Here is a 24,132-nt window from a genome sequence, read left to right on the forward strand (position 1 = left end):
TCCTCTTATTGATCATCCTCACCCCCTGTATTTCCTAACAATTTCCCCCCAGGAAAATCAATCAGGATGATCAAAATCTTAGCTCTCTTTCGCTGGCGGCAGAGAGCTTCTTTTACTTTTGCTTCCCCCTTGCCTGCGGGCAACTTACAACACTGAAGTTGCCTTACGCTAATAAAGTTAGTTAATCTTAACTAAATGCGTTGACATGGCTGGGGACCATGCTAAAATTGTACTGGAACAGTTAGAAAGAAGGAATGGCATGACCTTATTTGATTGTCAGGTCGGCGAAAAAGCGGAGGTTCTCGGCGTCAGCGGGGAACGGGCGATCCGCAAACGTTTGATCGATATGGGAATTACCACAGGCACTGTCCTGTTTATCAGAAAAGTAGCGCCGCTGGGCGATCCGATTGAGATTCGCTGCCGCGGTTATGAATTATCGCTGCGCAAAGACGAGGCGAAAACGATAGAAGTCAGGAGGGTCGGTTAATGAATTTTAAAGTCGCCCTCGCAGGCAATCCGAATTCCGGAAAAACGACGCTGTTTAACCGGCTGACCGGTTCCAGGCAGCATGTCGGCAACTGGCCGGGCGTTACGATTGAGAAAAAAGAAGGTTCCTTTCAGATTGAGGAGCATGAAATCACGCTGGTCGATCTGCCGGGAATTTATTCGATGTCCGTTTACAGCATGGAGGAAATCGTCGCGCGTGATTTCATCATGGACGAACATCCGGATTTGATTTTAAACATCGTTGACGGCACCAACATCGAGCGCAACCTGTACCTGAGCTTACAGCTGAAGGAGCTGGGCATCCCGATGGTCATCGCGGTGAACATGCTTGACGAGCTGAAGGGCAAAGGCATAACGATAGATTTGAAAAAACTGGCAGCGCTGTTAGATACGCCGGTTGTCGCAATCAGCGCGAAAAACGGCAGCGGCATGGAAGAACTGATTCATGAGCTGGTTCACAACACACACAGCTCGGTATTGGACTACGATCCGGCGACAGAAGCGATCCTGAAACAGATCAGCGTGATCCGCGAAGCCTGCCGGCACGATCATGTCCACGACAAGTTCTATGCGATGAAAATGCTGGAAAACGACGAGGTGATCGTCCGCGATCTGCGGATGTCCAAAGCGCAGCTGAACGAACTGGAGTCGCTGCAGAAGCAATTCTGCGCTCAGCGGGGACAACGGGAAATCGACATGGCGGTCGCAGACATGCGCTACGCATTGATCGAAGCGATGATGAAGCAATGCGTAAAAAAGAGCGACAGCGAGACGTCGGTTTCCGACCGCATCGACATGATCGTCACCAACAAGTATTTGGGGATTCCGGTTTTCTTTCTGATCTTATTTTTAATGTTCATCGTGACCTTCGGCCCGATCGGCGAAGGGCTGAAGGGCTGGGTTGAAACGTTGATCAACGACGTGCTCGCAGCAAATCTGTTAGTGGCGCTGACTTCGATGGCCGTGGCGCCGTGGGCGCTGGATCTGGTCAACACGGTGATCGGCGGGGTGGGCAGCGTGCTGTCGTTCATGCCGCAGATCATGCTTCTGTTCTTATTTCTGTCAGTGCTGGAAGACAGCGGTTATATGTCCCGGGCGGCGTTTCTGATGGATGGGATGCTGCGCAAGATCGGTCTGAATGGCAAGGCGTTCATTCCGATGCTGATGGGGTTTGGCTGTACAGTGCCGGCCGTCATGGCTTCGCGGGTGCTGGAACATGAACAGGACCGCAAGATGACGATCCTGTTGATTCCGTTTATGTCCTGCGGCGCGAAGCTGCCGGTCTATGCCCTGTTTGCCGGGATTTTCTTTCCGGAACATTCCGGCGTGGCGATCTTCAGCATGTATGTGCTGGGCATTCTGGTTGCGATTGGCTGCGGCTTCCTGCTTCGCCATACGGTGTTTAAAGAGAATGAATCCACATTTATTTTAGAGCTGCCGCCGTATCGGATTCCGTCGTTTCAGGTCACGATGATCCACATGTGGCAGAAGGCCAAGGGGTTCCTGATCAAAGCCGGAACGATCATCTTCTCGATGACGGTGCTGCTGTGGGTGCTGACCAATTTCAGCTTCACACTGCAGATGGTGGCGGATCCGACTTCGAGTATTCTGGGGACGATCGGCCGGTTGATCGCGCCGCTGCTGATCCCGCTGGGCTTTGGCCACTGGCAGTCGGCGATCGCGCTGATTTCCGGGCTGATCGCGAAGGAGAGCGTCGTCTCGTCGATGGCGGTCATGTACAACGTCGGCAATGTTTCGCAGCTTTCAGGCGTTTTGACCCGCGTCTTCACGCCGGCCTCGGCGATCGCGTTCATGACGTTTGTGCTGCTTTACGCGCCATGCGTCGCGGCCATTTCAGCGATTCACTCGGAGGCGGGCAGCTGGAAATATACGCTCAAGTCGATGGGCTTTCAAATCAGCGTGGCCTATTGCGTTTCCTTTGTCGTGTACCATGTCGTTTCCTTATTTATATAAGTCGATAATTTCTGCTGCCAAGACAATCTCAAAAAAGGGCTGAGGAATCCGATTCGGATTCCTTTTTGCGAGGGGGAATAGCCTGATGAAAACGTTCTGTTTCCATCATAAGAAAAATAAGCACGACGCAGAATGCACTGCGGGCTGCTTACAGCTGATATTGTGGGGGGTTCAGGATCTGAGACCGCCGGACGCAGTTTAACCTGTCCGTCTGGCCGACGCTGTACCCGCGCGAGCAAAGGCTGGGGCTGCCGGTTCAGTTTGGGATTCAAGCTTGGAATTTGCGAAGAAAGAAAGCGGTTTAGTTGTTCTGATTCAAAGGATTTGTTATAATAAAAAGCAGAAAGCGAGGGCAGGATCATTATGGAACGAATTAATGAATCATCAGAGAATTATCTGGAAAGCATATTGATTCTGGAACAGCGCAACCCGAGCGTCAGAATGAGCGACATCGCCGCCATGCTTCACGTCAGCAAGCCCAGCGTCAATAAGGCGATGGGCGTCCTGAAGGATGCCGGCTACATTCATCAGGAAATTTACGGTACGATCCACCTGACCGAATCCGGCCGCCAATATGCCGAAAAAGTTTACAGCCGGCACATTTTGTTTAAACGATTTCTGACGGAAGTGCTGGAAGTCGACGAACCGACAGCGGAGGAAGATGCCTGTCATATGGAACATTGTGTCAGCGATGAAACCATGGACAAACTGCGGATCTTCCTGACTGAGGCGCTGGAACGCAACGCACAGAAAAACAAGTAATTCACGAAAGCGGCGAAGGCCGCTTTTCTGATGGTGCCGCGCAAGATCGGTCGCCGCAAAAAGGCCGCCGCAAAACATTCGGGAGGTCAAATTCAGCCGGGATTGCGCGAACATTGCCGATGACAGAGCAGGCATGTGTCCGATCCTTTTCTGCGGTCCTTTTGTTTTGGATCGTTGAAGGTAAAAACAAAAAACGTCGTTTCTGATAATAGAACGACGTTTTTCGATGAAACATCCGCAATCACTGAGATTGCGATGCGTCTGTTTCGCTGATTCTTATAGAACAGCGGTGCAGGGAAGCTTATTTCACTTCCTGGATTGAAGAAGCGACATGCTGAGCCGCGATTCTTCCAAACGTGATCGCGTTGGAAATGGTATAACCGTTGGAATTGGTCACGGTGGTCACTTCACCCGCGGCATACAAGCCGTCAATGACGCTGCCGTCAATCCGCGTAACCTGAGCGCTGCTGTTTTTCGTGATCCCGCCATGACAAACGCTGGAGAAGAACGTCGTCTTTAACGCATAGTACGGGCCCGTTGAGATCGGGAACCAGAACTGCGCGGTGCGGCCATAATCTTCATCTTCCATCTTTGCCGCAAAGGAGTTCCAGCGATCAACGGTGGCTTTTAACGTTTCCGCGTCGATTCCGGTTTTCTGCGCCAGCTCATCCAGCGTATCCGCAACGACGACGCCTTCATGATCCTTAGCCGCGTCTGCGATCTGCATCATTTCCAGCGATGCTTCGTCGGCAAGACTCCAGAAATAATCGACGCCGGTTCTTCCATACAGATCAACGACGTCATCTTTGATTTCCTGATTCCAGGTCTGCGCCGTTCTTTTCTCATCCATAAAGCGGCGGCCATCCTGACCGACAAAGATCGTAAACATATATGGGAACTGGCTCGTACGGTTTTCAACCTCGCGCAGATAGACCTGAATCTGATCAAGATTCTGAACGCCTGCGCCCACCGCAGCAGCCATCACCAGACCATCGCCGGTCTGATAAGCTAAATTCGACGTCTGAAAATAGCGGTTCTGCTCGGCCACGGCAGCCATCAAATCCCCGTTGGCGCTGTATCCGCCGGTAGCCATGAGCGTCGCCCTGGCTTTAATCCGGATTGTTTCGCCGTTTTCGTTCACACATTCCGCGCCGATGACACGGCCTTCCTCCATGATTAAGGCTTTGGCTTCCGTATTCAGCCGCACGTCGATGGAACGATCCGCAACAGCTTTTTCAAACGGTTCGCGCAAGCCGGAACCTTCGCCTTCGACCAGATGGATGGTCGGGAACGTACCGTAACCGTCTTTAACGATGACCTCCGGCTGAAACGGAACGCCCAGCGTATTGATCATCCAGTCGATCGTTTTGCCGGCGCTTTCAATCGTTAGCCGGGTTAATTCTTCATCCAGAATGTAGTGCTTTTCCCGCTGCTGCTCCGCAATCACATCCTCAACATTCACGTGCAGATCCAGCGCTTTGGTGACTTCCGTTTCCACGCCGCCGAAGATTCCGCCGGAGTAAACGGCCGCGCCGCCCAGCATTCCGGTTTTTTCAACGATCATGATGTTTTCAACGCCCTGATCCGCAGCTTCAACCGCGCTGGCAATGCCTGCCGCGCCGCCGCCGATGATCAGGTAGTCGACTTCCGCATCAAATTTTACAGTTGGGGTCTGCGCTTCTGGCGCTGCGCTGCATCCTGCGAACAGGAGCGCTGCCAGAAGGGGCAGGAAGAACTTCTTCATTCGCATTTCTTTTTCCTCTTTTAACTCATGTTATGATGAGTCTTTCTTTCTGATTTTTAGAATACAACATCCGTCACCGGGACAGTCAAGCCGGATTTTTACTGTCTTTTTTTCGCTTATTTCCGCAACTTGTCCTCATTTCTGAACATTTAATTATTATTTTCACATTCTTCCTTGAAAAAACTGTCCTGTACGGGTATGCTTTGACTGAGGTGATTTTTCATGCGCGTTCATGAAGCCTGCAAGAAAACGGGATTAAGCCGCAAGGCAGTGCATTTTTACATTCAGGAAGGACTGGTCTGTCCGGCCAAAAATGAAAATGGTTATTATGATTTAAGTGAAGTTGATCTGAAAACGCTCAAGATTATTCAGCGGCTGCGCCGGCTGGGACTGCCGATCGAAGTGATCCATGAAGCGTTCCGGTATCCCATTTCGTTAAATTTTTTCCTGCATCGCCATGTTTATCAACAAAAGCAGAAAATCAATGAAATGGCGGCCCAGCTGGAAGTGATCCGTTATCTTCTGGAGAGCATTCCCTGCAACGCGACGCCGGAGCTTCTTTTGAAACTGCCGCGTCAGCACTTTGACGAGCTGCCCAAAAATCGCCTGGCGGATTCGCTGGGGGTGGTTTCCGACGCGCGGATGATCGCAATTTTATTATTAGCGCCGTTTCTGGATATCGAGGTTGATCCCTACCGGCAATTTTTGTGGGATCGGATTTCTTCTGAACTGAAGGTGCAGTTTAAAGAAAATCTGACCGTCCTGCAGCAGTTGATTTATCATCTGAGCGCGCAGCAGATTCAGCGGTCGACAGAAGCACAGTACGCGTTGTTTCTGCGGCTGTCGCAGGGGGATTCGCTGGAACCCTTTGAAGCAGAGCTGTTAAACCAGTGTCAGCTTTTAAGTGAAGACGAACATCTGCAGGCGGTCTGGCTGCTGCTGTATGAGCTGATTCTGCGTCCGACTCTGGAATTTTATCAAAGCGCGCTGCTGGGATTGATGATGGAGTTCAGCGATCGTTTCACGCTGTGCATGCAGCGGTTGGAAACGATTCTGGAAAATGTCCGGAAAAATCCGAAGTCGCTGCCGTTAATCGAACGCCTGACGACAACGCTGCATGGAAAATTTCAAATAGGGCAAGGTCTGGACTCCGATTTGTTTCTGGTCTATACCTTCAGCTGCAGCCTGTTTTCTTCCTGCCCGGTCGAACAGCTGCGGGAGTGGCTGAAGCCTTCGCTATATTAAGCAGTTTGCTTTGCGATGGGAAAAGTATGCGAAAGAGTAACCTCGTCTTGGCCGAAGACCGCGGCGCAGCGATTTTTGATAAGCAAAAAGAACGATTGGAATAATAACTTTCAATCGCTTAGACCGGCAAGGAAAACAACGAACGCAGAACAACGCAAACAAAGAAATGTTTGAGGCTCTGGGGGGGGGTTAAAGACTGGGAAATAATTGGGAATCTTCTGGAATTCGTGTCTATCAAAGTATAAAAGAGGGGATTCAGGGTATACAAAAAGAGCTGGAAAACGAAGAAAACCGCAAAATGCAACGCCTGAAACAGTGGATTGCGCGGGAAACCGGAAAAGAAATGCGAAATTTCTAAAAAGGTTGTTCTTTTCTCGTTGACAATTCATTGAATATCCGCTAGAATTAACCTCGCTTAGCTACGAATAAGGGTTTCCTGCGTGGAAACTTATATTTATGCCAAGGAATGGCACGCTTGGAAGTGTGTGCTTGAAAAGATCGAAAGGAGAAAAACCATGCCAACGATTAATCAGTTAGTCCGCAAGGGCCGTGAGAACAAGGTTTGGAAATCGAAGTCCCCGGCTTTAAACAGAGGTTACAACAGCCTGCAGCGTCAGGCCACCACCATCGCATCTCCACAGAAGAGAGGCGTCTGCACCCGTGTCGGTACCATGACACCGAAAAAGCCGAACTCGGCGCTGCGTAAATACGCGCGTGTTCGTCTGAGCAACGGAATGGAAGTTACAGCTTATATCCCAGGAATCGGTCACAACCTGCAGGAGCACAGTGTTGTTCTGATCCGCGGCGGCCGTGTTAAGGACCTCCCAGGTGTCCGTTACCACATCATCCGCGGAACTCTGGACTGCGCCGGCGTTGCCAACCGGAATCAGAGCCGTTCTCTGTACGGGGCAAAGAAGCCGAAAGCTAAGAAATAAGGAGGGAATAACACATGCCAAGAAAAGGTTATATTGCGAAGAGAGATGTATTGGTCGATCCAATTTACAATTCGAAACTGGTCACTCGCTTAATCAACAAGCTGATGCTGGATGGCAAGAAGAACGTCGCTCAGGATATCCTGTACAACGCTTTCGATATCGTCGAAGCGAAGACCGGACGTCAGCCGATGGAAGTCTTTGAACAGGCTCTGTCCAACATCATGCCGCTGCTGGAACTGAAGGTTCGCCGTGTCGGCGGCGCCAACTACCAGGTCCCAATCGAAGTTTCTTCTGAAAGAAGACTGACGCTGGGTCTGCGCTGGCTGGTTAATTACAGCCGTCTGCGCCATGAAAAAACCATGGAACAGCGTCTGGCTGCGGAAATCATGGATGCGGCCAACGGCACCGGGGCTTCCGTCAAGAAGAAGGAAGATACCCACAAGATGGCCGAAGCCAACAAGGCTTTCGCTCATTACCGCTGGTAAGCGGCTGCAGAATCTGCAGAGTTACGAAAGGAGAAATTTATGGCTCGTGAATTTTCGCTAGAAAATACCCGTAATATCGGAATCATGGCTCACATTGATGCTGGCAAGACCACCACAACGGAACGTATCCTTTATTACACCGGAAAAACTCATAAACTGGGAGAAACCCATGACGGCGCCTCTCAGATGGACTGGATGGCGCAGGAACAGGAACGTGGCATCACGATCACTTCTGCGGCCACAACCGCTTCCTGGAAAGGCCACCGCATCAATATCATTGATACTCCGGGTCACGTCGACTTCACGGTTGAAGTTGAACGTTCCCTGCGTGTCTTAGACGGCGCGGTTACCGTTCTGGATGCCAAAGCCGGCGTTGAGCCGCAGACGGAAACTGTCTGGCGTCAGGCGTCGACCTATAAAGTTCCGCGGATCGTTTTCTGTAATAAAATGGATGCGACCGGCGCAGACTTCATGATGTCGGTGCGCAGCATCGGCGATCGCTTAGGCGCGAAAGCGGCGGCGATCCAGCTGCCGATCGGCGCGGAAAACACATTCCGCGGCATCATCGACCTGCTGGAAATGAATGCGATCTTCTACGCTGACGATCTGGGAACCAAGATGGAAGTCAAGGAAATCCCGGCGGATATGCTGGAACAGGCGCAGCAGCTGCGGGCGGAGCTGATCGAAAAAGCAGCCGATTACGATGATGAACTGATGATGAAGGTATTGGAAGGCGAAGAGCCAACGATTCCTGAAATCAAAGCGGCGATCCGTAAGGGCGTCTGCTCGTCGGAATTCTTCCCGGTTCTGTGCGGTTCCGCTTATAAGAACAAAGGCGTACAGCTGATGCTGGATGCTGTTATCGACTACCTGCCGTCCCCGCTGGATATCCCGTCCATCCAGGGTCACCTGGAAGACGGCACGCAGGAAGCCCGTCATGCCAACGACAGCGAACCGTTTGCGGCGCTGGCGTTCAAGGTCATGACCGACCCGTTTGTCGGCCGTCTGACTTACTTCCGCGTTTACTCCGGAACGGCAACGGCAGGCTCTTACGTCCTGAATGCGACGAAGGATACGCGCGAACGTTTCGGCCGTATCGTTCAGATGCACGCGAATCACCGTGCGGAAATCACGGAAGTCTTCGCCGGTGATATTGCGGCGGCGGTCGGCTTAAAGGCCACGACGACCGGCGATACGCTGTGCGATGAAAAAGCCCCGATCATCCTTGAATCGATGGTCTTCCCGGAACCGGTTATCCAGATGTCCGTTGAGCCGAAGACCAAAGCGGACTCCGATAAGATGGGCCTGGCGTTAGCGAAGCTGGCGGAAGAAGACCCGACGTTCAAGACGTACACGGATGAAGAAACAGGCCAGACGATCATCGCCGGTATGGGCGAATTGCATCTGGACATCATCGTCGATCGGATGCGCCGTGAATTTAAGGTTGAATGCAACGTCGGCGCGCCGCAGGTTGCTTATCGTGAAACGATTCGCCAGGCGGCCGAGTGCGAAGGCAAGTTTGTCCGTCAGTCCGGCGGTCGCGGTCAGTATGGCCACGTCTGGATCAAATTTGAACCCAACGAAGAAGGCAAGGGCTTCGAATTTATCGACGCTGTTGTCGGCGGCACCGTTCCGCGCGAATACATCAAGCCGACTCAGGAAGGCCTGGAGGCAGCGCTGAACAACGGTTTAGTCGCAGGCTATCCGGTTGTCGATATCAAGGCTACGCTGTTCGACGGTTCCTACCATGAAGTCGACTCGTCTGAAATGGCGTTTAAGATTGCGGCTTCGATGGCCTTGAAAGAAGCGGCTAAGAAATGTAAGCCGGTGCTGCTGGAACCGATCATGTCGGTTGAAGTCACAGCGCCAAACGAATACCTCGGCAGCGTGATGGGCGACATCACCAAGCGCCGCGGTCAGATCCGCGATCAGGAAGAACGTGCCAACGCAATCGTTGTCCGCGCTTTCGTACCGCTGTCTGAAATGTTCGGTTATTCCACGGATCTGCGTTCGTTTACCCAGGGCCGCGGCAACTATGTAATGCAGATGGACCACTATTCAGAAGTTCCGAAGAGCATTGCTGAAAAAATCGCCAAGAAAAACGCTTCCGCTGAGTAATCTGACCTTGATTTCTTCGGACGTTTATCTTAAAATAGACTTGGCTAATTGAATGGAAAATTAGGAGGAATTTGCAAAATGGCAAAAGCAAAATTTGACAGATCTAAAGAGCATGTCAATATCGGTACCATCGGTCACGTTGACCATGGTAAAACTACACTGACAGCCGCTATTACAAACCACCTGGCAAAGAACGGTATGGCGGAAGCGAAAGCTTACGACCAGATCGACGGTGCACCGGAAGAGAAGCAGCGCGGTATTACAATCAACACAGCTCACGTTGAATACCAGACGGCTACTCGCCACTACGCTCACGTTGACTGCCCGGGCCACGCTGACTACATCAAGAACATGATCACTGGTGCAGCTCAGATGGACGGCGCGATCCTGGTTGTTGCGGCAACTGACGGACCGATGCCTCAGACACGTGAACACATCCTGCTGGCTCGCCAGGTAGGCGTTCCTGCAATCGTTGTATTCCTGAACAAGTGCGACATGGTCGACGATGAAGAACTGATCGACCTGGTTGAAATGGAAGTTCGCGAACTGCTGAGCGAATATGGCTTTGACGGCGAAAACGCTCCGGTTATCCGCGGTTCCGCATTAAAGGCTCTGGAAGGCGATCCGGCTTGGGAAGGCAAGATCGACGAACTGATGGATGCTGTTGACAGCTACATCCCGACTCCGGCACGTGACGCTGACAAGCCGTTCCTGATGGCTGTCGAAGACGTCTTCACCATCACAGGCCGTGGTACTGTTGCGACAGGCCGTGTTGAACGTGGTATCTTGAAGCTGGGCGAAGAAGTTGAAATCGTCGGTATCCATGATTCCAAGAAGACCGTTGTTACCGGTATCGAAATGTTCCGTAAACTGCTGGACTACGCTGAAGCAGGCGATAACATCGGTGCGCTGCTGCGTGGCGTTAACCGTGATGAAGTACAGCGTGGACAGGTCCTGGCGAAGCCGGGAAGCGTTCATCCGCACACGGAATTCAAGGCTCAGGTTTACGTTCTGACGAAGGAAGAAGGCGGACGTCATACACCGTTCGTTTCCAACTACCGTCCTCAGTTCTACTTCCGTACAACGGACGTTACAGGCGTTATCAAACTGCCGGAAGGCGTTGAAATGTGCATGCCGGGCGACAACGTTGAAATGACGGTTGAACTGATCGCTCCGATCGCTGTTGAACAGGGAACAAAGTTCTCTATCCGTGAAGGCGGCCGTACCGTCGGTTCCGGAAACGTTATCGAAATCATTAAATAAGTTTCGGTCATCGTTAAAAAATTCTGAAAAGAGATCCTCTGCGGATCTCTTTTTTGCGTTTGGACAGGGGGAATGCTATAATAAAAAACAGGAGAAAATCGCATGAAACCATTCCGACATGATTACATTACCTCTCAAGTTCTGCGCTTTCATCAGACGGCGCTGCGTTATTCCGACTCCGCTTTGAGTGTTGTCGCCCTTCTGGAGGGTCAGGCCCAGGTGAAGCGGTTCAGCCGGCTGAGTGAAATGAACGCCGGGGATGTTTTTTTTGTCAATGCCGGGGAAGTGTGGGCCATGACATCGCGCGAAGGCTGCACGGCATTGTGTGTGGAGATTGAAACGGCGCTGCTGCCGCAGGTCAGCTATCCCTATGCCGAGCGTCTTCAGCTGGTGGATTCGTTAGTCGATCCCGATCAAACCCGCGAGGTATCGCTGGTTTACCGCGATTGTATTTTTCTGAAGGATATCCTGGAAACCTACGCGTTGTTCAATCAGGAAGAAAAAGTGGCTCAGCGGCCGCTGATGGAAGAAAAGCTGGGCCTGACGCTGGTTATGGAATATAATGTGCAGAACGAAGTTAACCGGCAGTTCCGGGCGGTCAGTGAAGATAAATTCGTGCGGTATTACCGGATCATTGATTATATTGTAACGCATCTGCAAGCGAAGCTGACGCTGCAGCAGGCTGCGGATGCGGAGAAAATGCAGAAGAGCTATTTTGCCCAGCTGTGGAAACAGAATGAACATATGACGTTTCTGGAGTGCGTCAGCCGCTGCCGGCTGCGGGAGGCGGAGCGGCAGCTGTTGTTTACACCGGAAAGCAACGCCGGTATCTGCAAGGCGTGCGGCTTTTCCGATTCCAAGTATTTTTACCGCAATTTCCAGCAGGAGTTTCAGATGACGCCAAGTCAGTGGAAAAGTCAGTGGACGCAGGGGCGCTGTCCGGATGAAGTGGTTCTGCCTGTGGAAGAAGGACTGCGTTATGTCGCGGCGCAGCAATGTCAGCTGGACTATGTGAAGACGGATACCCGTCTGTATCAGCAGTATCTGTGGCTGCGCGAGTGTCCGGCAATGAAATCGTCAACATTGGAGCTGAATCTCGATCTGTATCATCCTGATAATGTGCTGATGCTCGCTCAGCAGCGGGTTTTGACGTGGTATGGCTTCGATCTGCTGATGAACATCGTGCGCCAGCGCCAGCTGCCGGTCACGCTGCAGCTGCGGATGGACTGTCTGCTTGACCTGCAGGATCGGCAGGAATTTGAGGAATTGATCGCTCAGGTCTATGCCCGTCTGGGAACCCGGGTTACGAAAAACTGGAAATTTGAACTGATCTGCCGCTCGGCTCAGGAACTGGATCATGCGGAAAAACTCTGCAGCTGGCTGCAAAAGAAACTGCCTGCCTGCAAGGCGGTCTGTGTTCTTGCGTGAATGGTCAATATATCAAAAAATAAAATGATAAAAATATAAATATACGCTATACAAATCTCAGGCGACTTGTTATAATAATCTCACAAAGGAGAAACGGGGTATGAAGATAGGAATTGCCGAGATCATTGTGATCTGTGTGATCGCGCTGGTGGTCTTAGGACCGGAGAAGCTTCCGATCTATGCTAAAAAGCTGGGGGCGTCGCTGAAAGAAGTCAAGAAAGTGACGGGCGATCTGTCCAAGGACATCCGCGAGAATATCGTCGAACCGCTCGATGAAGCGAGCGCGCCGTTAAAGGAAGCGATCGAACCGATCGTGTCGCTGAAGGAAGACGTCAACAAGTCGATCGACGATGTGACGAAGTCATTCAAGACGATTGGCAAGCCGGCGAAGAAGGAAGAGGCCAAGCCGGAGGTCATCGAAGCGGAAGTGACGGAAACCGCCGCTGCAAAAGCAAAGACAGAAGCGGAAACGCAGCTGGAAGTTTCGGCTGAAGAAAAGCCGACGTTAGCGGAGGCATATACGGGCCGCAAAGCACCGCGCCGTCAGCGCCCAGCAGCGAAAACCGCAGGCCGCCGCTCGCATAACGCGTAATTGATCAATAAAATCAGGAGGGAAAAATTATGCTTGGAAAATTGGGAACTACGGAATTATTAGTCATCTTAGTCATCGTCATCATCGTCTTCGGACCAAAGCAGCTGCCGAAGTTAAGCAAGATGTTTGGCAAGACGATCAAGAACTTCAAGGAAGGCATGTCCGATAATAAGGATTCCGACAAGTCTGACGACGAAGAATAAGCAGTATGGCGAAGCATAAACAGAAACAGGAACAAGAGAATGATGAAGCGGTCATGTCGCTGACCGGTCATCTGAAAGAACTGCGCAACCGGATCCTGGTTGTGATCGCAGTTCTGTTCGCTGGCTTACTGATCTGTTTCAACTACGCGGGGCCGATTGTCAACCTGTTGACCCAACAGGGGACCGAGCTGGGCTATCAGTTCGTTTACCTTTCGCCGCAGGCGCTGTTCATGCAGTATATCAAGGTCGCGCTGATCGGCGCCATCTGCCTCGGTTCACCGGTGATTCTGTATGAAATCTGGGCGTTTATCCGTCCGGGGCTGGAACGGAAGGAAAACTTCGTGTTCTTCTTCGCGATGGTAGCCGGTTTGTTTTTCTTCATTCTCGGCGCGGGGTTCGCGTATAAGATCGCGCTGCCGTTTATGTTGTATTTCTTCATTCATGTCAACGCGTCGGCGTCGATCATCGCGTCGATTTCGATTGAAAGTTATCTCAGCTTCATCATGACGATCTTTATCACCTTCGGCACGGTGTTTGAAATGCCGGTTGCGACGGTAATTCTGACTCAGCTGGGGCTGATGCGGCCGGAATGGATGGTCAAAGGCCGCTCGGTGGTAATCGTTGTGATCTTCATTGTCGCCGCGATCATTACGCCGCCGGACGTTGTCTCGCAGATCATGATCGCCCTGCCGATGCTGCTGCTGTATCAGCTGAGCATCTGGCTGTGCCGGGTTTTCCGCAAACGCAAAATTGCCGGCAATGAGGACGAAGAGGAAGACGAAGAAGAGGAAAAAGCAAAGGCTAAGGATGAGCCGAAACAGTCATAAGCATGGATTCTCAAACCAGGTCAGGAGCGATCCTGATCTTTTTTTGTTCTCTATTGAACAGTTGTCTGCTTTCTTTCTGGGATTTTTCACAGTCTTCGTGTAAAATGAAATTGGAATGGGGGAGATTATTATGTTTGTACGCGCAGAATTAAAAAGCCGGGCCAAGGCGGTATTGAGCCGAAAGTATTTAAAACTGTTTGTGGCGTGTTTGTTTTTGTACTGGCTGGGGAATGGCGTTGGAAATTTCAAGATCTTTTCGATCAACTTCAACTTCAGCGGGCCGACGACGCAATGGCTGGATGCCATGACGATCACGCTGTTTGGCAAGACGTTTGTTGGATTGAGTTCCTTAATGGGGCTGTTTGGTCCGCTGGTTTTGATGTATACGCTGTTGTCGGCGGCAGTTGCGGTGCTGATCCGGCTGATCGTACTGAATCCGCTGAGCTTCGGTTTGATGAATTATATGAAAAAAGCGTCCACGGATGAGGAAAACGCCAACGATGTGTTTCGCTGCTTCAATCAATGGGAAGAATTGAAACGGGTAGCGCTGACCGGATTCTGGCGGGATCTGATCGTATCTTTGTATTCACTGTTGTTCGTCATTCCGGGGATTGTGAAATCATACAGCTATCGGTTTGTGCCGTATTTGACTGAGGATGAACCGGATCTTGATCCGCAGCAGATTCTGGCGCTTTCCCAGGAAATGACGCAGGGAATCAAACTGGATTTGTTTGTGCTGGATCTTTCCTTCTTTTTATGGTATTTATTAGGGGCGGTGACATTCAATATCGGCACTTATTTCATTCGTCCATACGTCAATCAGACGGATGCAGAGTGCTATTTGGAAGTCAGAAATCAATATTATGGAGGAACGCATGAGGACTGGGATTAAAGGAATTTTGTTTGATTTGGATAATACGCTGATCGACCGGCAGGCGGCGGCGGACGCCAAGATCAGGAAGTTGGTCGACGCACTGTTTCCGCAGCTGCGGGAAGAGCCGGTGGAGCGGGAAAACGTCGTTCAGAAGCTGCTGACCTGGGACGAATATGGCTCGATCGAGAAAATCCACATGTACTCGATGCTGGCAAAGGAATACGGCTTAAGCCAGGAACAGGTCGACGCATTGTGCAAGGACTGGTATGAAACCTTCGGCGATTATACGGTAGTTTTTCCGCAGGCTCGTTCCGTGGTGGAACAGCTGAAGAAAAAATATAAGGTTGGGATTGTGACCAACGGGAATTCACGGATGCAGCGGCGTAAGCTGGAATTGTGCGGCCTGGCGGATCTGTTTGAAGTGATCGTCATTTCCGGAGAATTCAAAGCGCACAAACCGGATGTGGAAATCTTTTTGGAAGGCGCGCGCCAGCTGGAGCTGCCGCCGGAAGAAATCGCGTTTGTCGGCGATACGTTCTTCACCGACATTATCGGGGCTTACCGGGCAGGCATGCAGCCGATCTGGATTTTTGCGAATCCGGGACAGCAGTGTCAGGCGGATTTGCCGCGGATTTACCGGATTGAGGAATTGCTCGATCTGTTGTAGGAGATGAATAAAACAGGCGGGGGAAAGCGGATTCGGAATACAGGAATCAAGGCTGGAACCTGGCCTTTTTCTTTTTTGGGAAAGCTAAAGAGCAAAACCACAGCTCAGGCCATGAAGTAAAAAGCATTTGTCAAGCTGAATGCTCAGAAAAAAGGAAAATCCTTCAAAAAAAGATTGACATAATTGTTAGTCTAAGATAACATATAACCTGTAAGTTAGCTAAAGCTAATTAAACTGATCTTTTTACTTCAAGGAGGGGGGAGGTTGATGCCGTTAACATTCGCACAGGCTGGACAGATCAACGCTGTAAAACGAATCGGCGGGAAGGAAGAAGTTCGGCGTTTCTTAAATTCACTCGGTTTTACCGAAGGCAGCGAGGTCATGCTCGTTTCGCAGAACCAGGGCAACGTCATCGTCAAGGTGAAGGGGTGCCGTGTGGCCATCAGTAAGGAAATGGCCAATAAGATCATGATATAAAAGGAGGGATAGAATGAAAACGTTAAAGGATATCCGGGTCGGAGACACCGTTTCCGTCAAGAAGCTTCATGGCGAAGGCGCGGTTAAGCGCCGAATCATGGACATGGGCATTACGAAGGGTGTCGAAGTCTATGTGCGCAAGGTTGCGCCGCTGGGCGATCCGGTGGAGATCAACGTCCGCGGTTATGAATTATCGCTGCGCAAAGTCGACGCCCAGATGATCGAAGTGGATTAAAGGCCGGGGGGCCTGTCTTTTTGGGGTATATAGTTAGCTTAAGCTAATTTTTAGGAGGGATAGAACATGGCAGTTAAAATTGCGCTGGCCGGCAATCCGAACAGCGGAAAAACAACACTTTTCAACGCTCTGACGGGTTCCAATCAATTTGTGGGCAACTGGCCGGGCGTCACGGTCGAAAAGAAGGAAGGCAGGCTGAAGGATCGAAAGGAAGTCACGATCACCGATCTTCCGGGGATTTATTCCCTTTCCCCATATACGCTGGAAGAAGTCGTCGCCCGGAATTATCTGATTCACGAACGTCCGGAAGCGATTCTGAACATTGTCGACGGCACGAATCTGGAACGCAATCTGTACTTAACCACACAGCTGCTGGAGCTGGGCATTCCGGTCGTCGTTGCCATCAATATGATCGACGTCGTCAACAAGAACGGCGATCAGATCAACACGCAGCTGCTCGCCAGGGCACTGGGATGCGAAGTCGTCACGATTTCGGCGCTGAAACAAACAGGTATTCAGGAAGCCGCAGCGCTGGCCGTCAAATTGGCGAAGCAAGGGCAAGTCTTGCCGCCAGTGCATCGCTTTAGTCCGAAAGTGGAACAGGTGCTCGACGCGATCCTCTCCCAGCTGCCCGCAGAAGTCCCTTCGGCGATGCGGCGTTTCTACGCGATCAAGCTGTTTGAGCGCGACGATAAAATTGCGGCGATGATAAGCGGCGTCCCAGATGTCGAAGCGCTGATTCAAAAAGCGGAAGACGAGCTGGATGACGACGCGGAAAGCATCATCACTAACGAACGATATAATGATATCAGTTCGATCATTCGTACATGTTATACAAAGAAAAATCAATCCCGGATGTCGGTTTCTGATAAAATCGACACGATCGTGACCAACCGCTGGCTGGCGCTGCCGATTTTCATTCTCGTCATGGCGCTGGTCTACGCGATTTCGATGGGCGGCTGGTCAATCTCGATCGGCACGCTGGGCACAGACTGGGCCAACGACGTGTTGTTCGGTGAGTGGGTGCCGGGCACAGTCGACGCTTTCTTACAGATGATGGGCGTCGGCGGCTGGCTCGCCAGTCTGATTCAGGACGGAATTGTCGCGGGGGTCGGCGCGGTCTTGGGCTTCGTGCCGCAGATGCTCGTGTTGTTCTTCCTGCTTTGCATTCTTGAAGATATCGGCTACATGGCGCGAATCGCGTTCATTATGGACCGGATCTTCCGCCGGTTCGGTTTAAGCGGCAAGAGTTTTATCCCGATGTTGGTGGCGACCGGCTGCGGCGTGCCGGGAATTATGGCTTCGCGGACGATCGAACAGGATCGCGACCGGAAAATGACGATCATGACAACCGGTTTCATTCCCTGCGGTGCGAAAATGCCGATCATCGGTCTGTTTGCCGGGGCGCTGTTCAACAATTCCGCCGCAGTTGCGGCATCAGCGTATTTCATCGGTGTGGCCGCGGTGATTGTGAGCGGGATTATCCTGAAGAAGTTTAAGATGTTTGCGGGTGATCCGGCGCCGTTTGTCATGGAACTGCCGGCCTACCATATACCCTCGGCATCCAATGTGCTGCGGGGAACGTGGGAACGCGGCTGGTCGTTTATCAAGCGGGCCGGCACGATCATTCTGTTAAGCTCGATTGTCTTGTGGTTCTTACAGGGCTACGGCTTTGTGGACGGCGTCTTCCAGGCGGTTGAAGATAACAACAGCTCGCTGCTGGCGCTGATCGGCAATGCGGTATCCTGGATTTTCTATCCGCTGGGCTGGATCGGCGATATGGCGTGGAAAGCAACAGTGGCAACGGTAACCGGCCTGATCGCCAAGGAAGAAGTTGTCAATACCTTCGGTGTCCTTTACCATTACAGCGGGGAACTGAGCGAAGCGGGCAATGAGATTTGGACGCTGATCGCGGCGGATTTCACAGCCCTCTCGGCGTACAGCTTCATGATTTTCAACCTGTTGTGCGCGCCATGCTTCGCGGCGATGGGTGCGATCAAACGGGAGATGAACAATCCGAAATGGACGCTTGGGGCGATTGGCTACATGTGTGGTTTTGCTTACGCCGCCGCCATGATCGTCTACCAGATCGGCGGCCTGATCACAGGCGAAACGCCGTTTACCGTGTTTACTGGGATCGCGATTGTCCTGCTTGCGGCTTTAGTTTATCTGTTAATCCGGCCATATAAAGAAAGTCGGACACTGGAAGTCGATCTGAAGGAAACCACAAAAATTTAAAAGCCGGAATCGGCGGAAAGGAGAACGAATGCTCGCTGCTATTCAAAGTTATTTTGGCGAAGGCGTTGTATTGTTGATCGTGATCGACGCCTGCCTGTTGGCGATCCGCAGTCTGCGGCGGCAACATCGTCAAGAAGGCTCCGCCTGCGCAGGCGGCTGCGCGGGCTGCGGCATGACGGGAATCTGTCACAGTGAAGGGCCGCAGAACCCGCTGCTCAGCGCTTACCGGCACGATCATCCTTCGGGGCAATCACCGCAATACCCTGGCTCATTTTCCGGCGGCGATTCAGCGTCAGAGCACGGCTGCGAAATTGGAAAACGATAGCTCAGCGTCCAACCTTCCGGTCATTTCCATTCATGCCCTGTTAAAATCCTGATATAATAAAAAAAAGAAAGGCGGGGATGAACAATGGCGACGTTGCTTGTAATATTGATCATCGGAGGCTGGACGGCCTACTGCCTGATCCGGCTGCGCTCCAAAAAGAACCGGGGCTGTGCGGCCTGCGCCAGCTATCAAGCGGGCAGCTGCCGGATGAAATCGGCATTGTGCGATTACCGCAAGGATCACCCGCGTTGCGATCAATAAGAAAATCCCGTCTGTCGCCTGTGACAAACGGGATTCGTTTATTTTTTCGGTGTGTTGAACAACCTCATCTTGCGTTTTAACACCGCCAGATTTTCCTGCAGCGCTTCAATCTGATGCTCAATCTGGGCTTGGTGACGCTCAAATAAGGCAGTTCGCTGTTCCAACGTCGCATCGCCCTGACGGATCAGCCCGACGAACTCGCGGATTTCTTCGACCGGCATGCCGGTTCGTTTTAAGCACTGGATGATCTGCAGCAGCCGGAGATCGTCTTCGGTAAAGATGCGGACCTGGCCCGCGCCGCGCCGCAGCGGACCGATTAACCCGCGCTTTTCATAATACCGCAGCGTGGAAGCGGGGATGCGGAGCCGCTCAGAAATTTCTTTGATCGAATAATCCATACCATTTCTCCTTTTCGGCTTGACTTCAACCTGGGTTTAACTTGTATTATAGAGAAGTCATAAGGGGGATGCAAGCATGACAAAAAAGAAATCAGTGTTCAGAATGCTGGTGATCACGGTCTTGTTGGGAATCGGCATGAATTTCCATCATCCGGTGACGCCGACCTTATATACGGCGATGGGACTGCCGTCGCGGATTTTCGGAACGTCGATGGCGGTGATGTGCTTCTTTTCATTTCTAACGTCTGTATTCTGGGGCGAGTTCAGCAATCATCTCGGCCGCGTGAAGGTCTTTACGATCTCCTGCGTCTGTTATGGGCTGGCGCAGCTGAGTCTGGGCTTCTCATCGAGTGAGCTGATGGTGCTGATCTCACGCGGGGCGGCCGGGGCTTTTTCCGGCGGCGCGATCGTGGCGACGATGGCATATGTGATCGACGTCAGTGAGCCTGCAAAACAGGCTTCCAATCTGGCGGTCTATACGGCGATGCAGTCCGCTTCGCTGGCGGTGGGCTATCTGCTGGGCGGCGTTCTGGGAACGATTCACTTCCAGCTGGCGTTCAACGTTCAGGCGGTCTGGATGATCGTGCTGGGCGTGGGCGCAATGTTCTTTGTCGAAGATTCGATTGTGGATCCGCAGACTGTTCGTCCGCGCGTGCTGCTGAAAACCGTCAATCCGTTCAACTCCTTTGCCAGCGCCCGCAGTCTGATGAGCACCGTCATGATCCTGTTTCTGACTGTCGTCTTTCTGACCGGCTTCGCCAGCAACTGCCATGAAAATGCGTTTAACTATTTCTTGAAGGCCGAGCTGGATTTTAAACCGGTTTATAATGGATTAATCAAAGCGGTCATCGGTCTTATCGGCCTGATCGCAAATTTCTCCATCAATCTGTGGATCATCCGCCGCACTGAGGTGAAGAAATCACTGATCGCCGTGCTGGCGCTGTGCGCGCTGAGTGCAGCGGGAGCACTGATTCCGGGCAATCTGACGCTGTTCATTGCGATGAACCTGATATTCTTTACCGCTAATGCCGTTTATCAGCCGATCACGCAGGCTTTATCCGTGGAGGGGCGAAAAAACAGCGAAGTCGGCATCATCACCGGTCTGTTCAACGCGATCAAGTCGATGGGCAATGTGCTCGGCTCACTGGCTGCGGGGATCGTCTACGACCTGAATATGTTGTTTCCGTTTGTGCTGAGCGCCGGAGCGTTCGCACTGTCGGCTGCTGCGGCGCTGGCGTACTGGCGCAGCGCGAAGCGGCCGTCTTGAAATAGAATAAGATCATAAAAAAGCTGTAACGTTTGAAGATAAAAATCAGAAGCGCTGCAGCTTTCCTTTATATAAAGGAAGAACAGAAAAGAACAGAACCGGAAAGGATCAGGTTAAGCAGTCTTGGCCGGTCAGAGCAAAAGAACTCCTGGAATGATCAAAAATGGAACTGATCGGCGATGAACGCGGCGATGGTGTTCAACGCCAGCGAAGCGTAGACCGGATCGTCCAGAATCGCATGGCCGACCCCTTCCAACATGATCAGTCCCTTCTGCGCGGCCGGAATTTTTTTGTAGATCTTGCGGCTGGATGAAACGGAAATGGTTTCGTCATCCGTACCGTGGAAGATCAGCACCGGACATTCCACCAGCGCGGCATCCTGCTTCAACAGATCGACGACGTTCATGAACACCGAAGTAAAATCAGCGGGCAGCGGCGGATACGGGTCAGGCTGTTCTTTTTTTCCGGGGCTGCTGAACCAGCCGGTGATGTAATCCGCGGCGTTGGCGACATTGATATAATTGAATGCCGGCGCCAGCAGAATCAACTTCTTTACCGGTTTGACAGCGGCCAGATGCGCGGCGATGACGCCGCCCATCGAGAAGCCGACCAGAATGACTTCCGCGTTCTGGGCTGCCAGCTGATCGACGACTTCCTCAGCCCGCTGGATCCATTTCTGCGGATCGACATCCTGCGGGTTGCGCGGATTAAATAACTCCGGCATGATCAGTTCGATGTTCTTGGCGGCGAGGAAATTTTTTAACGGCAGAAACTCATCGGTCCGCCGCCGTCCAAACCCGTGCAGCGCGACAACGACCTGCCGGCGTTCCTGTTTTCTAAACTTCAGAAATTCAAACATGCGCTCACCTCCTGAAAGTATCCTTATTATAATATAAATCAGACCTGCATAGAAACGGAATCCTGCGAAATCTGTCAAAGATTCGTTAATCTTGCCAGATGTAAGCGCTGCCAGACGAAAAATATCGTGAAATTGGGCGAAAAACAGTGAAAATCGCCTGCGGATAGTACCTTATTTTGGGAAGAATTCGGTCAGGAAGATAATAATGGCACACTGATCTTCGTTGCCAGGGAATTGTTGAAATCATTGATTTTCGAAACTTGAAAAGAGCTTGATCTGAAGCCGTATTTCCAAGTTTTTAACTTTTTTGAAAAAAGTGTTGCATTGCCTGTTTTTGAGTGCTATAATAGCGAAGCATTCGCATGGACGTGGGAGGTTGCCGGCACGCTGATCGGCGTTGTCACGATAGCGCCAGCTAAGCGTGAAGACCGGGGAATTCACACCGAGCGAATCTGCCGAAACGGCGGATGAAATGAAGGAGGAAGATTTCATGGCAAAAAACAGCGTAAGAATTCGTTTAAAAGCTTACGAACACAGAATCCTGGATACAGCCAGCGAAAAGATCGTTAAGGCTGCTCAGGAACACGGCGCAAAGAAAGTCGTCGGACCTGTACCCCTGCCGACAGAGAAGCAGGTGGTAACCATTTTGAGAGCTGTTCACAAGTACAAAGATTCGCGTGAGCAGTTTGAAATCAGAACACATAAGCGTTTGATCGAGATCGTCGGACCGACTGCAGAAACCATTGACGCATTGAGCCGTCTGGAACTGCCGAGCGGCGTCGACATCGAGATCAAGCTGTAAGGACAGTGGAGGTGACATCATGAAAGGTATTTTAGGACGTAAACTTGGCATGACGCAGGTATTCACTACGGACGGCGTATTGATTCCTGTCACGGTCGTAGAAGCGCTGCCGAACGTAGTGCTGCAGAAGAAAACCCTGGAAAACGATGGCTACGAAGCTGTTCAGCTGGGATTTGAAGATCTGAGCGAAAAGGGTTCCAACAAAGCTGAAAAGGGTCATGCTGCCAAGGCATCGACCGCAGCGAAGCGTTTCGTCCGCGAAATCCGCGGCACGGAAATGACAAACCTGGAAGTCGGCAACGAAGTGAAGGTTGATCTGTTCGCCGCCGGCGAAATCGTCGACGTAACCGGCACCAGCAAGGGCCGCGGCTACAACGGCACGATCGTCAGAAACAACGCGACAATGGGCCCGAAGACCCACGGCGGATCCAAGAACATGCGGCATATCGGTTCTCTGGCTACAACCGGACGTAACAACGGCCGGATCGAAAAGGGAACGGCTGGCGCTGGCCAGGAAGGTGGATATACCACCACGACACAGAATCTGGAAATCATCAAGGTTGATGTTGAAAACAACTACATGCTGATCAAGGGCAATGTCCCGGGACCGAAGCGCGGACTGGTTGTTGTTAAGTCATCCGTCAAAGGAACAGCTGCTGTTTCGGCCAAGGATCTGATCAGCTATTCCGAAGAAGCAAAAGAGGAGGAATAACAGATGCCAAAGTTAAATGTATATAACCTGGAAGCTAAAGAGATTCGCGAAATCGAACTGGCTGAGGCTGTATTCGGCATTGAACCTAATCAGCAGGTCATGTTTGACGCGCTCATCATGCAGCGTGCGAATATGCGTCAGGGTACGCATGACACCAAGAGCCGTCACGAAGTCAGCGGCGGCGGCAAGAAGCCTTGGCGTCAGAAGGGCACAGGCCGTGCCCGTCAGGGTTCCATCCGCGCTCCGCAGTGGAGAGGTGGCGGCATCGCCTTCGGCCCGACACCGCGCAGCTATGCTTACCGTCTGAACCGCAAGGTTCGCCGGCTGGCTTTGAGATCGCTGCTTTCTGAAAAGGTCATTGAAAACAATCTGGTTGTCGTCGATGCACTGAAGTTCGACACGATCAAGACAAAGGAATTTGTCAAGGTTATGGATGCGTTCAAGTTTGAAGGCAAAACGCTGTTTGTAGCGGATATCGCCGAGGACTTCGACAACGCCTTCATGTCCCTGCGCAACATTCCGAACGCTGCCTTATTGACAGTTGAAGAACTGAACGCCTTCGACATCGCCAACGCTCAGAAGCTGGTTATGACGGAAGCGGCTGCCAACAAAGCTGGGGAGGTATTCGCATAATGAGTAACGCAAGAGATATCATTATCCGCCCGATCATCACTGAAAAGACGATGAAGCTGATGGACACTGACAACAAGATCACTTTCGCGGTCGCAAAGGGCGCGAACAAGACGCAGGTCCGTCTGGCTGTTGAAGAAATTTTCGGCGTCAAGGTTGAACAGGTCAACATTCTGAACTGCAAGCCGAAGACGAAGAGAATGGGCAAATACGTCGGTAAGACGAGCGCTGTCCGCAAAGCAGTTGTCAAGCTGCCGGAAGGACAGGATATCAACTTATTCTCGGAATAAGCTGATCAACATAT

At 51.7% G+C, this 24,132-nt stretch carries 27 protein-coding genes; 24 read left to right on the forward strand and 3 right to left on the reverse strand.

The window, feature by feature from the left end:
* Window positions 1-259: 259 nt before the first annotated feature.
* From AC5OW4_RS01490 to AC5OW4_RS01500, 3 genes are all read left to right on the forward strand, one after another.
* Window positions 260-487, forward strand: a complete 228-nt coding sequence (locus tag AC5OW4_RS01490) for a FeoA family protein (RefSeq protein ID WP_072685384.1) — start codon at window positions 260-262, stop codon at window positions 485-487.
* Window positions 487-2,481: a ferrous iron transport protein B gene (gene feoB / locus AC5OW4_RS01495; RefSeq protein ID WP_072685385.1), complete on the forward strand. Its 1,995-nt coding sequence runs from the start codon at window positions 487-489 to the stop codon at window positions 2,479-2,481. The genes AC5OW4_RS01490 and feoB (AC5OW4_RS01495) overlap by 1 nt, the downstream gene beginning before the upstream one ends.
* Before the next feature lie 363 nt (window positions 2,482-2,844).
* The gene (locus tag AC5OW4_RS01500) at window positions 2,845-3,243 is read left to right on the forward strand and encodes a metal-dependent transcriptional regulator (RefSeq protein ID WP_072685386.1); all 399 of its coding nucleotides are present in this window, start codon (window positions 2,845-2,847) and stop codon (window positions 3,241-3,243) included.
* A 301-nt stretch (window positions 3,244-3,544) separates the two neighbouring features.
* Here AC5OW4_RS01500 and AC5OW4_RS01505 read toward each other — a convergent pair whose 3' ends face one another.
* Window positions 3,545-4,993: an FAD-dependent oxidoreductase gene (locus tag AC5OW4_RS01505; RefSeq protein ID WP_072685387.1), complete on the reverse strand. Its 1,449-nt coding sequence runs from the start codon at window positions 4,991-4,993 to the stop codon at window positions 3,545-3,547.
* 216 nt (window positions 4,994-5,209) lie between these two features.
* Here AC5OW4_RS01505 and AC5OW4_RS01510 point away from each other — a divergent pair, with 216 nt between their 5' ends.
* The 16 genes from AC5OW4_RS01510 (at window position 5,210) to AC5OW4_RS01585 (ending at window position 19,160) form a co-directional block, all read left to right on the forward strand.
* Window positions 5,210-6,232, forward strand: a complete 1,023-nt coding sequence (locus AC5OW4_RS01510; protein ID WP_195397579.1) for a MerR family transcriptional regulator — start codon at window positions 5,210-5,212, stop codon at window positions 6,230-6,232.
* A gap of 515 nt (window positions 6,233-6,747) precedes the next feature.
* Window positions 6,748-7,167: a 30S ribosomal protein S12 gene (gene rpsL / locus AC5OW4_RS01515; RefSeq protein ID WP_039864122.1), complete on the forward strand. Its 420-nt coding sequence runs from the start codon at window positions 6,748-6,750 to the stop codon at window positions 7,165-7,167.
* 14 nt (window positions 7,168-7,181) lie between these two features.
* Window positions 7,182-7,652 (forward strand): 30S ribosomal protein S7, encoded by a 471-nt coding sequence (rpsG, locus tag AC5OW4_RS01520; protein ID WP_006058545.1) that lies wholly within the window; start codon window positions 7,182-7,184, stop codon window positions 7,650-7,652.
* A gap of 39 nt (window positions 7,653-7,691) precedes the next feature.
* Window positions 7,692-9,770, forward strand: a complete 2,079-nt coding sequence (gene fusA / locus AC5OW4_RS01525) for an elongation factor G (RefSeq protein ID WP_072685389.1) — start codon at window positions 7,692-7,694, stop codon at window positions 9,768-9,770.
* Window positions 9,771-9,848: 78 nt separating this feature from the next.
* Window positions 9,849-11,033 carry an elongation factor Tu gene (tuf, locus tag AC5OW4_RS01530; RefSeq protein WP_072685390.1) on the forward strand — a complete coding sequence of 395 codons (1,185 nt, stop codon included), beginning with the start codon at window positions 9,849-9,851 and terminating at the stop codon, window positions 11,031-11,033.
* A gap of 102 nt (window positions 11,034-11,135) precedes the next feature.
* The gene (locus AC5OW4_RS01535) at window positions 11,136-12,461 is read left to right on the forward strand and encodes a helix-turn-helix transcriptional regulator (RefSeq protein WP_072685391.1); all 1,326 of its coding nucleotides are present in this window, start codon (window positions 11,136-11,138) and stop codon (window positions 12,459-12,461) included.
* Window positions 12,462-12,561: 100 nt separating this feature from the next.
* Window positions 12,562-13,053, forward strand: a complete 492-nt coding sequence (locus AC5OW4_RS01540; protein ID WP_493676571.1) for a Sec-independent protein translocase subunit TatA/TatB — start codon at window positions 12,562-12,564, stop codon at window positions 13,051-13,053.
* A gap of 29 nt (window positions 13,054-13,082) precedes the next feature.
* On the forward strand, window positions 13,083-13,256 hold the full coding sequence (gene tatA, locus AC5OW4_RS01545; RefSeq protein WP_195397576.1) for a twin-arginine translocase TatA/TatE family subunit: 174 nt from the start codon (window positions 13,083-13,085) through the stop codon (window positions 13,254-13,256).
* 5 nt (window positions 13,257-13,261) lie between these two features.
* Window positions 13,262-14,083: a twin-arginine translocase subunit TatC gene (gene tatC, locus AC5OW4_RS01550; protein WP_195397575.1), complete on the forward strand. Its 822-nt coding sequence runs from the start codon at window positions 13,262-13,264 to the stop codon at window positions 14,081-14,083.
* A gap of 130 nt (window positions 14,084-14,213) precedes the next feature.
* The gene (locus tag AC5OW4_RS01555; protein ID WP_072685395.1) at window positions 14,214-14,975 is read left to right on the forward strand and encodes a DUF975 family protein; all 762 of its coding nucleotides are present in this window, start codon (window positions 14,214-14,216) and stop codon (window positions 14,973-14,975) included.
* Entirely contained in the window at window positions 14,959-15,624 is a 666-nt protein-coding gene (locus tag AC5OW4_RS01560; RefSeq protein WP_072685396.1) for an HAD family hydrolase, read from the forward strand. The genes AC5OW4_RS01555 and AC5OW4_RS01560 overlap by 17 nt, the downstream gene beginning before the upstream one ends.
* Window positions 15,625-15,891: 267 nt before the next feature.
* On the forward strand, window positions 15,892-16,101 hold the full coding sequence (locus AC5OW4_RS01565) for a FeoA family protein (protein ID WP_195397574.1): 210 nt from the start codon (window positions 15,892-15,894) through the stop codon (window positions 16,099-16,101).
* A gap of 13 nt (window positions 16,102-16,114) precedes the next feature.
* A complete protein-coding gene (locus AC5OW4_RS01570; RefSeq protein WP_195397573.1) occupies window positions 16,115-16,336 on the forward strand; it encodes a FeoA family protein in 222 nt (73 codons plus the stop codon).
* Window positions 16,337-16,402: 66 nt separating this feature from the next.
* Entirely contained in the window at window positions 16,403-18,574 is a 2,172-nt protein-coding gene (gene feoB / locus AC5OW4_RS01575; RefSeq protein WP_195397572.1) for a ferrous iron transport protein B, read from the forward strand.
* A 28-nt stretch (window positions 18,575-18,602) separates the two neighbouring features.
* On the forward strand, window positions 18,603-18,899 hold the full coding sequence (locus AC5OW4_RS01580) for a FeoB-associated Cys-rich membrane protein (RefSeq protein ID WP_195397571.1): 297 nt from the start codon (window positions 18,603-18,605) through the stop codon (window positions 18,897-18,899).
* A gap of 84 nt (window positions 18,900-18,983) precedes the next feature.
* Window positions 18,984-19,160, forward strand: coding sequence for a FeoB-associated Cys-rich membrane protein (locus AC5OW4_RS01585; protein WP_159432822.1), 177 nt, complete (start codon window positions 18,984-18,986; stop codon window positions 19,158-19,160).
* Between the two features lie 38 nt (window positions 19,161-19,198).
* Here AC5OW4_RS01585 and AC5OW4_RS01590 read toward each other — a convergent pair whose 3' ends face one another.
* The gene (locus AC5OW4_RS01590; RefSeq protein ID WP_295769145.1) at window positions 19,199-19,558 is read right to left on the reverse strand and encodes a MerR family transcriptional regulator; all 360 of its coding nucleotides are present in this window, start codon (window positions 19,556-19,558) and stop codon (window positions 19,199-19,201) included.
* Between the two features lie 76 nt (window positions 19,559-19,634).
* Here AC5OW4_RS01590 and AC5OW4_RS01595 point away from each other — a divergent pair, with 76 nt between their 5' ends.
* On the forward strand, window positions 19,635-20,825 hold the full coding sequence (locus tag AC5OW4_RS01595; RefSeq protein WP_072685402.1) for an MFS transporter: 1,191 nt from the start codon (window positions 19,635-19,637) through the stop codon (window positions 20,823-20,825).
* 157 nt (window positions 20,826-20,982) lie between these two features.
* On the opposite strand, the gene AC5OW4_RS01600 is transcribed toward AC5OW4_RS01595, so the two are convergent.
* Entirely contained in the window at window positions 20,983-21,684 is a 702-nt protein-coding gene (locus tag AC5OW4_RS01600; RefSeq protein ID WP_072685403.1) for an alpha/beta hydrolase, read from the reverse strand.
* A 490-nt stretch (window positions 21,685-22,174) separates the two neighbouring features.
* On the opposite strand from AC5OW4_RS01600, the gene rpsJ reads away from it, so the two are divergent.
* Genes rpsJ through rplW form a run of 4 tightly spaced genes read left to right on the forward strand, consistent with a single transcriptional unit; the run spans window position 22,175 to window position 24,118 of the window.
* Window positions 22,175-22,486, forward strand: a complete 312-nt coding sequence (rpsJ, locus tag AC5OW4_RS01605; RefSeq protein ID WP_020226047.1) for a 30S ribosomal protein S10 — start codon at window positions 22,175-22,177, stop codon at window positions 22,484-22,486.
* Window positions 22,487-22,505: 19 nt separating this feature from the next.
* The gene (gene rplC, locus AC5OW4_RS01610; RefSeq protein ID WP_006058565.1) at window positions 22,506-23,198 is read left to right on the forward strand and encodes a 50S ribosomal protein L3; all 693 of its coding nucleotides are present in this window, start codon (window positions 22,506-22,508) and stop codon (window positions 23,196-23,198) included.
* A 3-nt stretch (window positions 23,199-23,201) separates the two neighbouring features.
* Window positions 23,202-23,831, forward strand: coding sequence for a 50S ribosomal protein L4 (gene rplD / locus AC5OW4_RS01615; protein WP_154240284.1), 630 nt, complete (start codon window positions 23,202-23,204; stop codon window positions 23,829-23,831).
* A complete protein-coding gene (gene rplW, locus AC5OW4_RS01620; protein ID WP_006058567.1) occupies window positions 23,831-24,118 on the forward strand; it encodes a 50S ribosomal protein L23 in 288 nt (95 codons plus the stop codon). The genes rplD and rplW overlap by 1 nt, the downstream gene beginning before the upstream one ends.
* Window positions 24,119-24,132 lie beyond the last annotated feature (14 nt).

Source organism: Holdemania sp. (assembly GCF_986127675.1).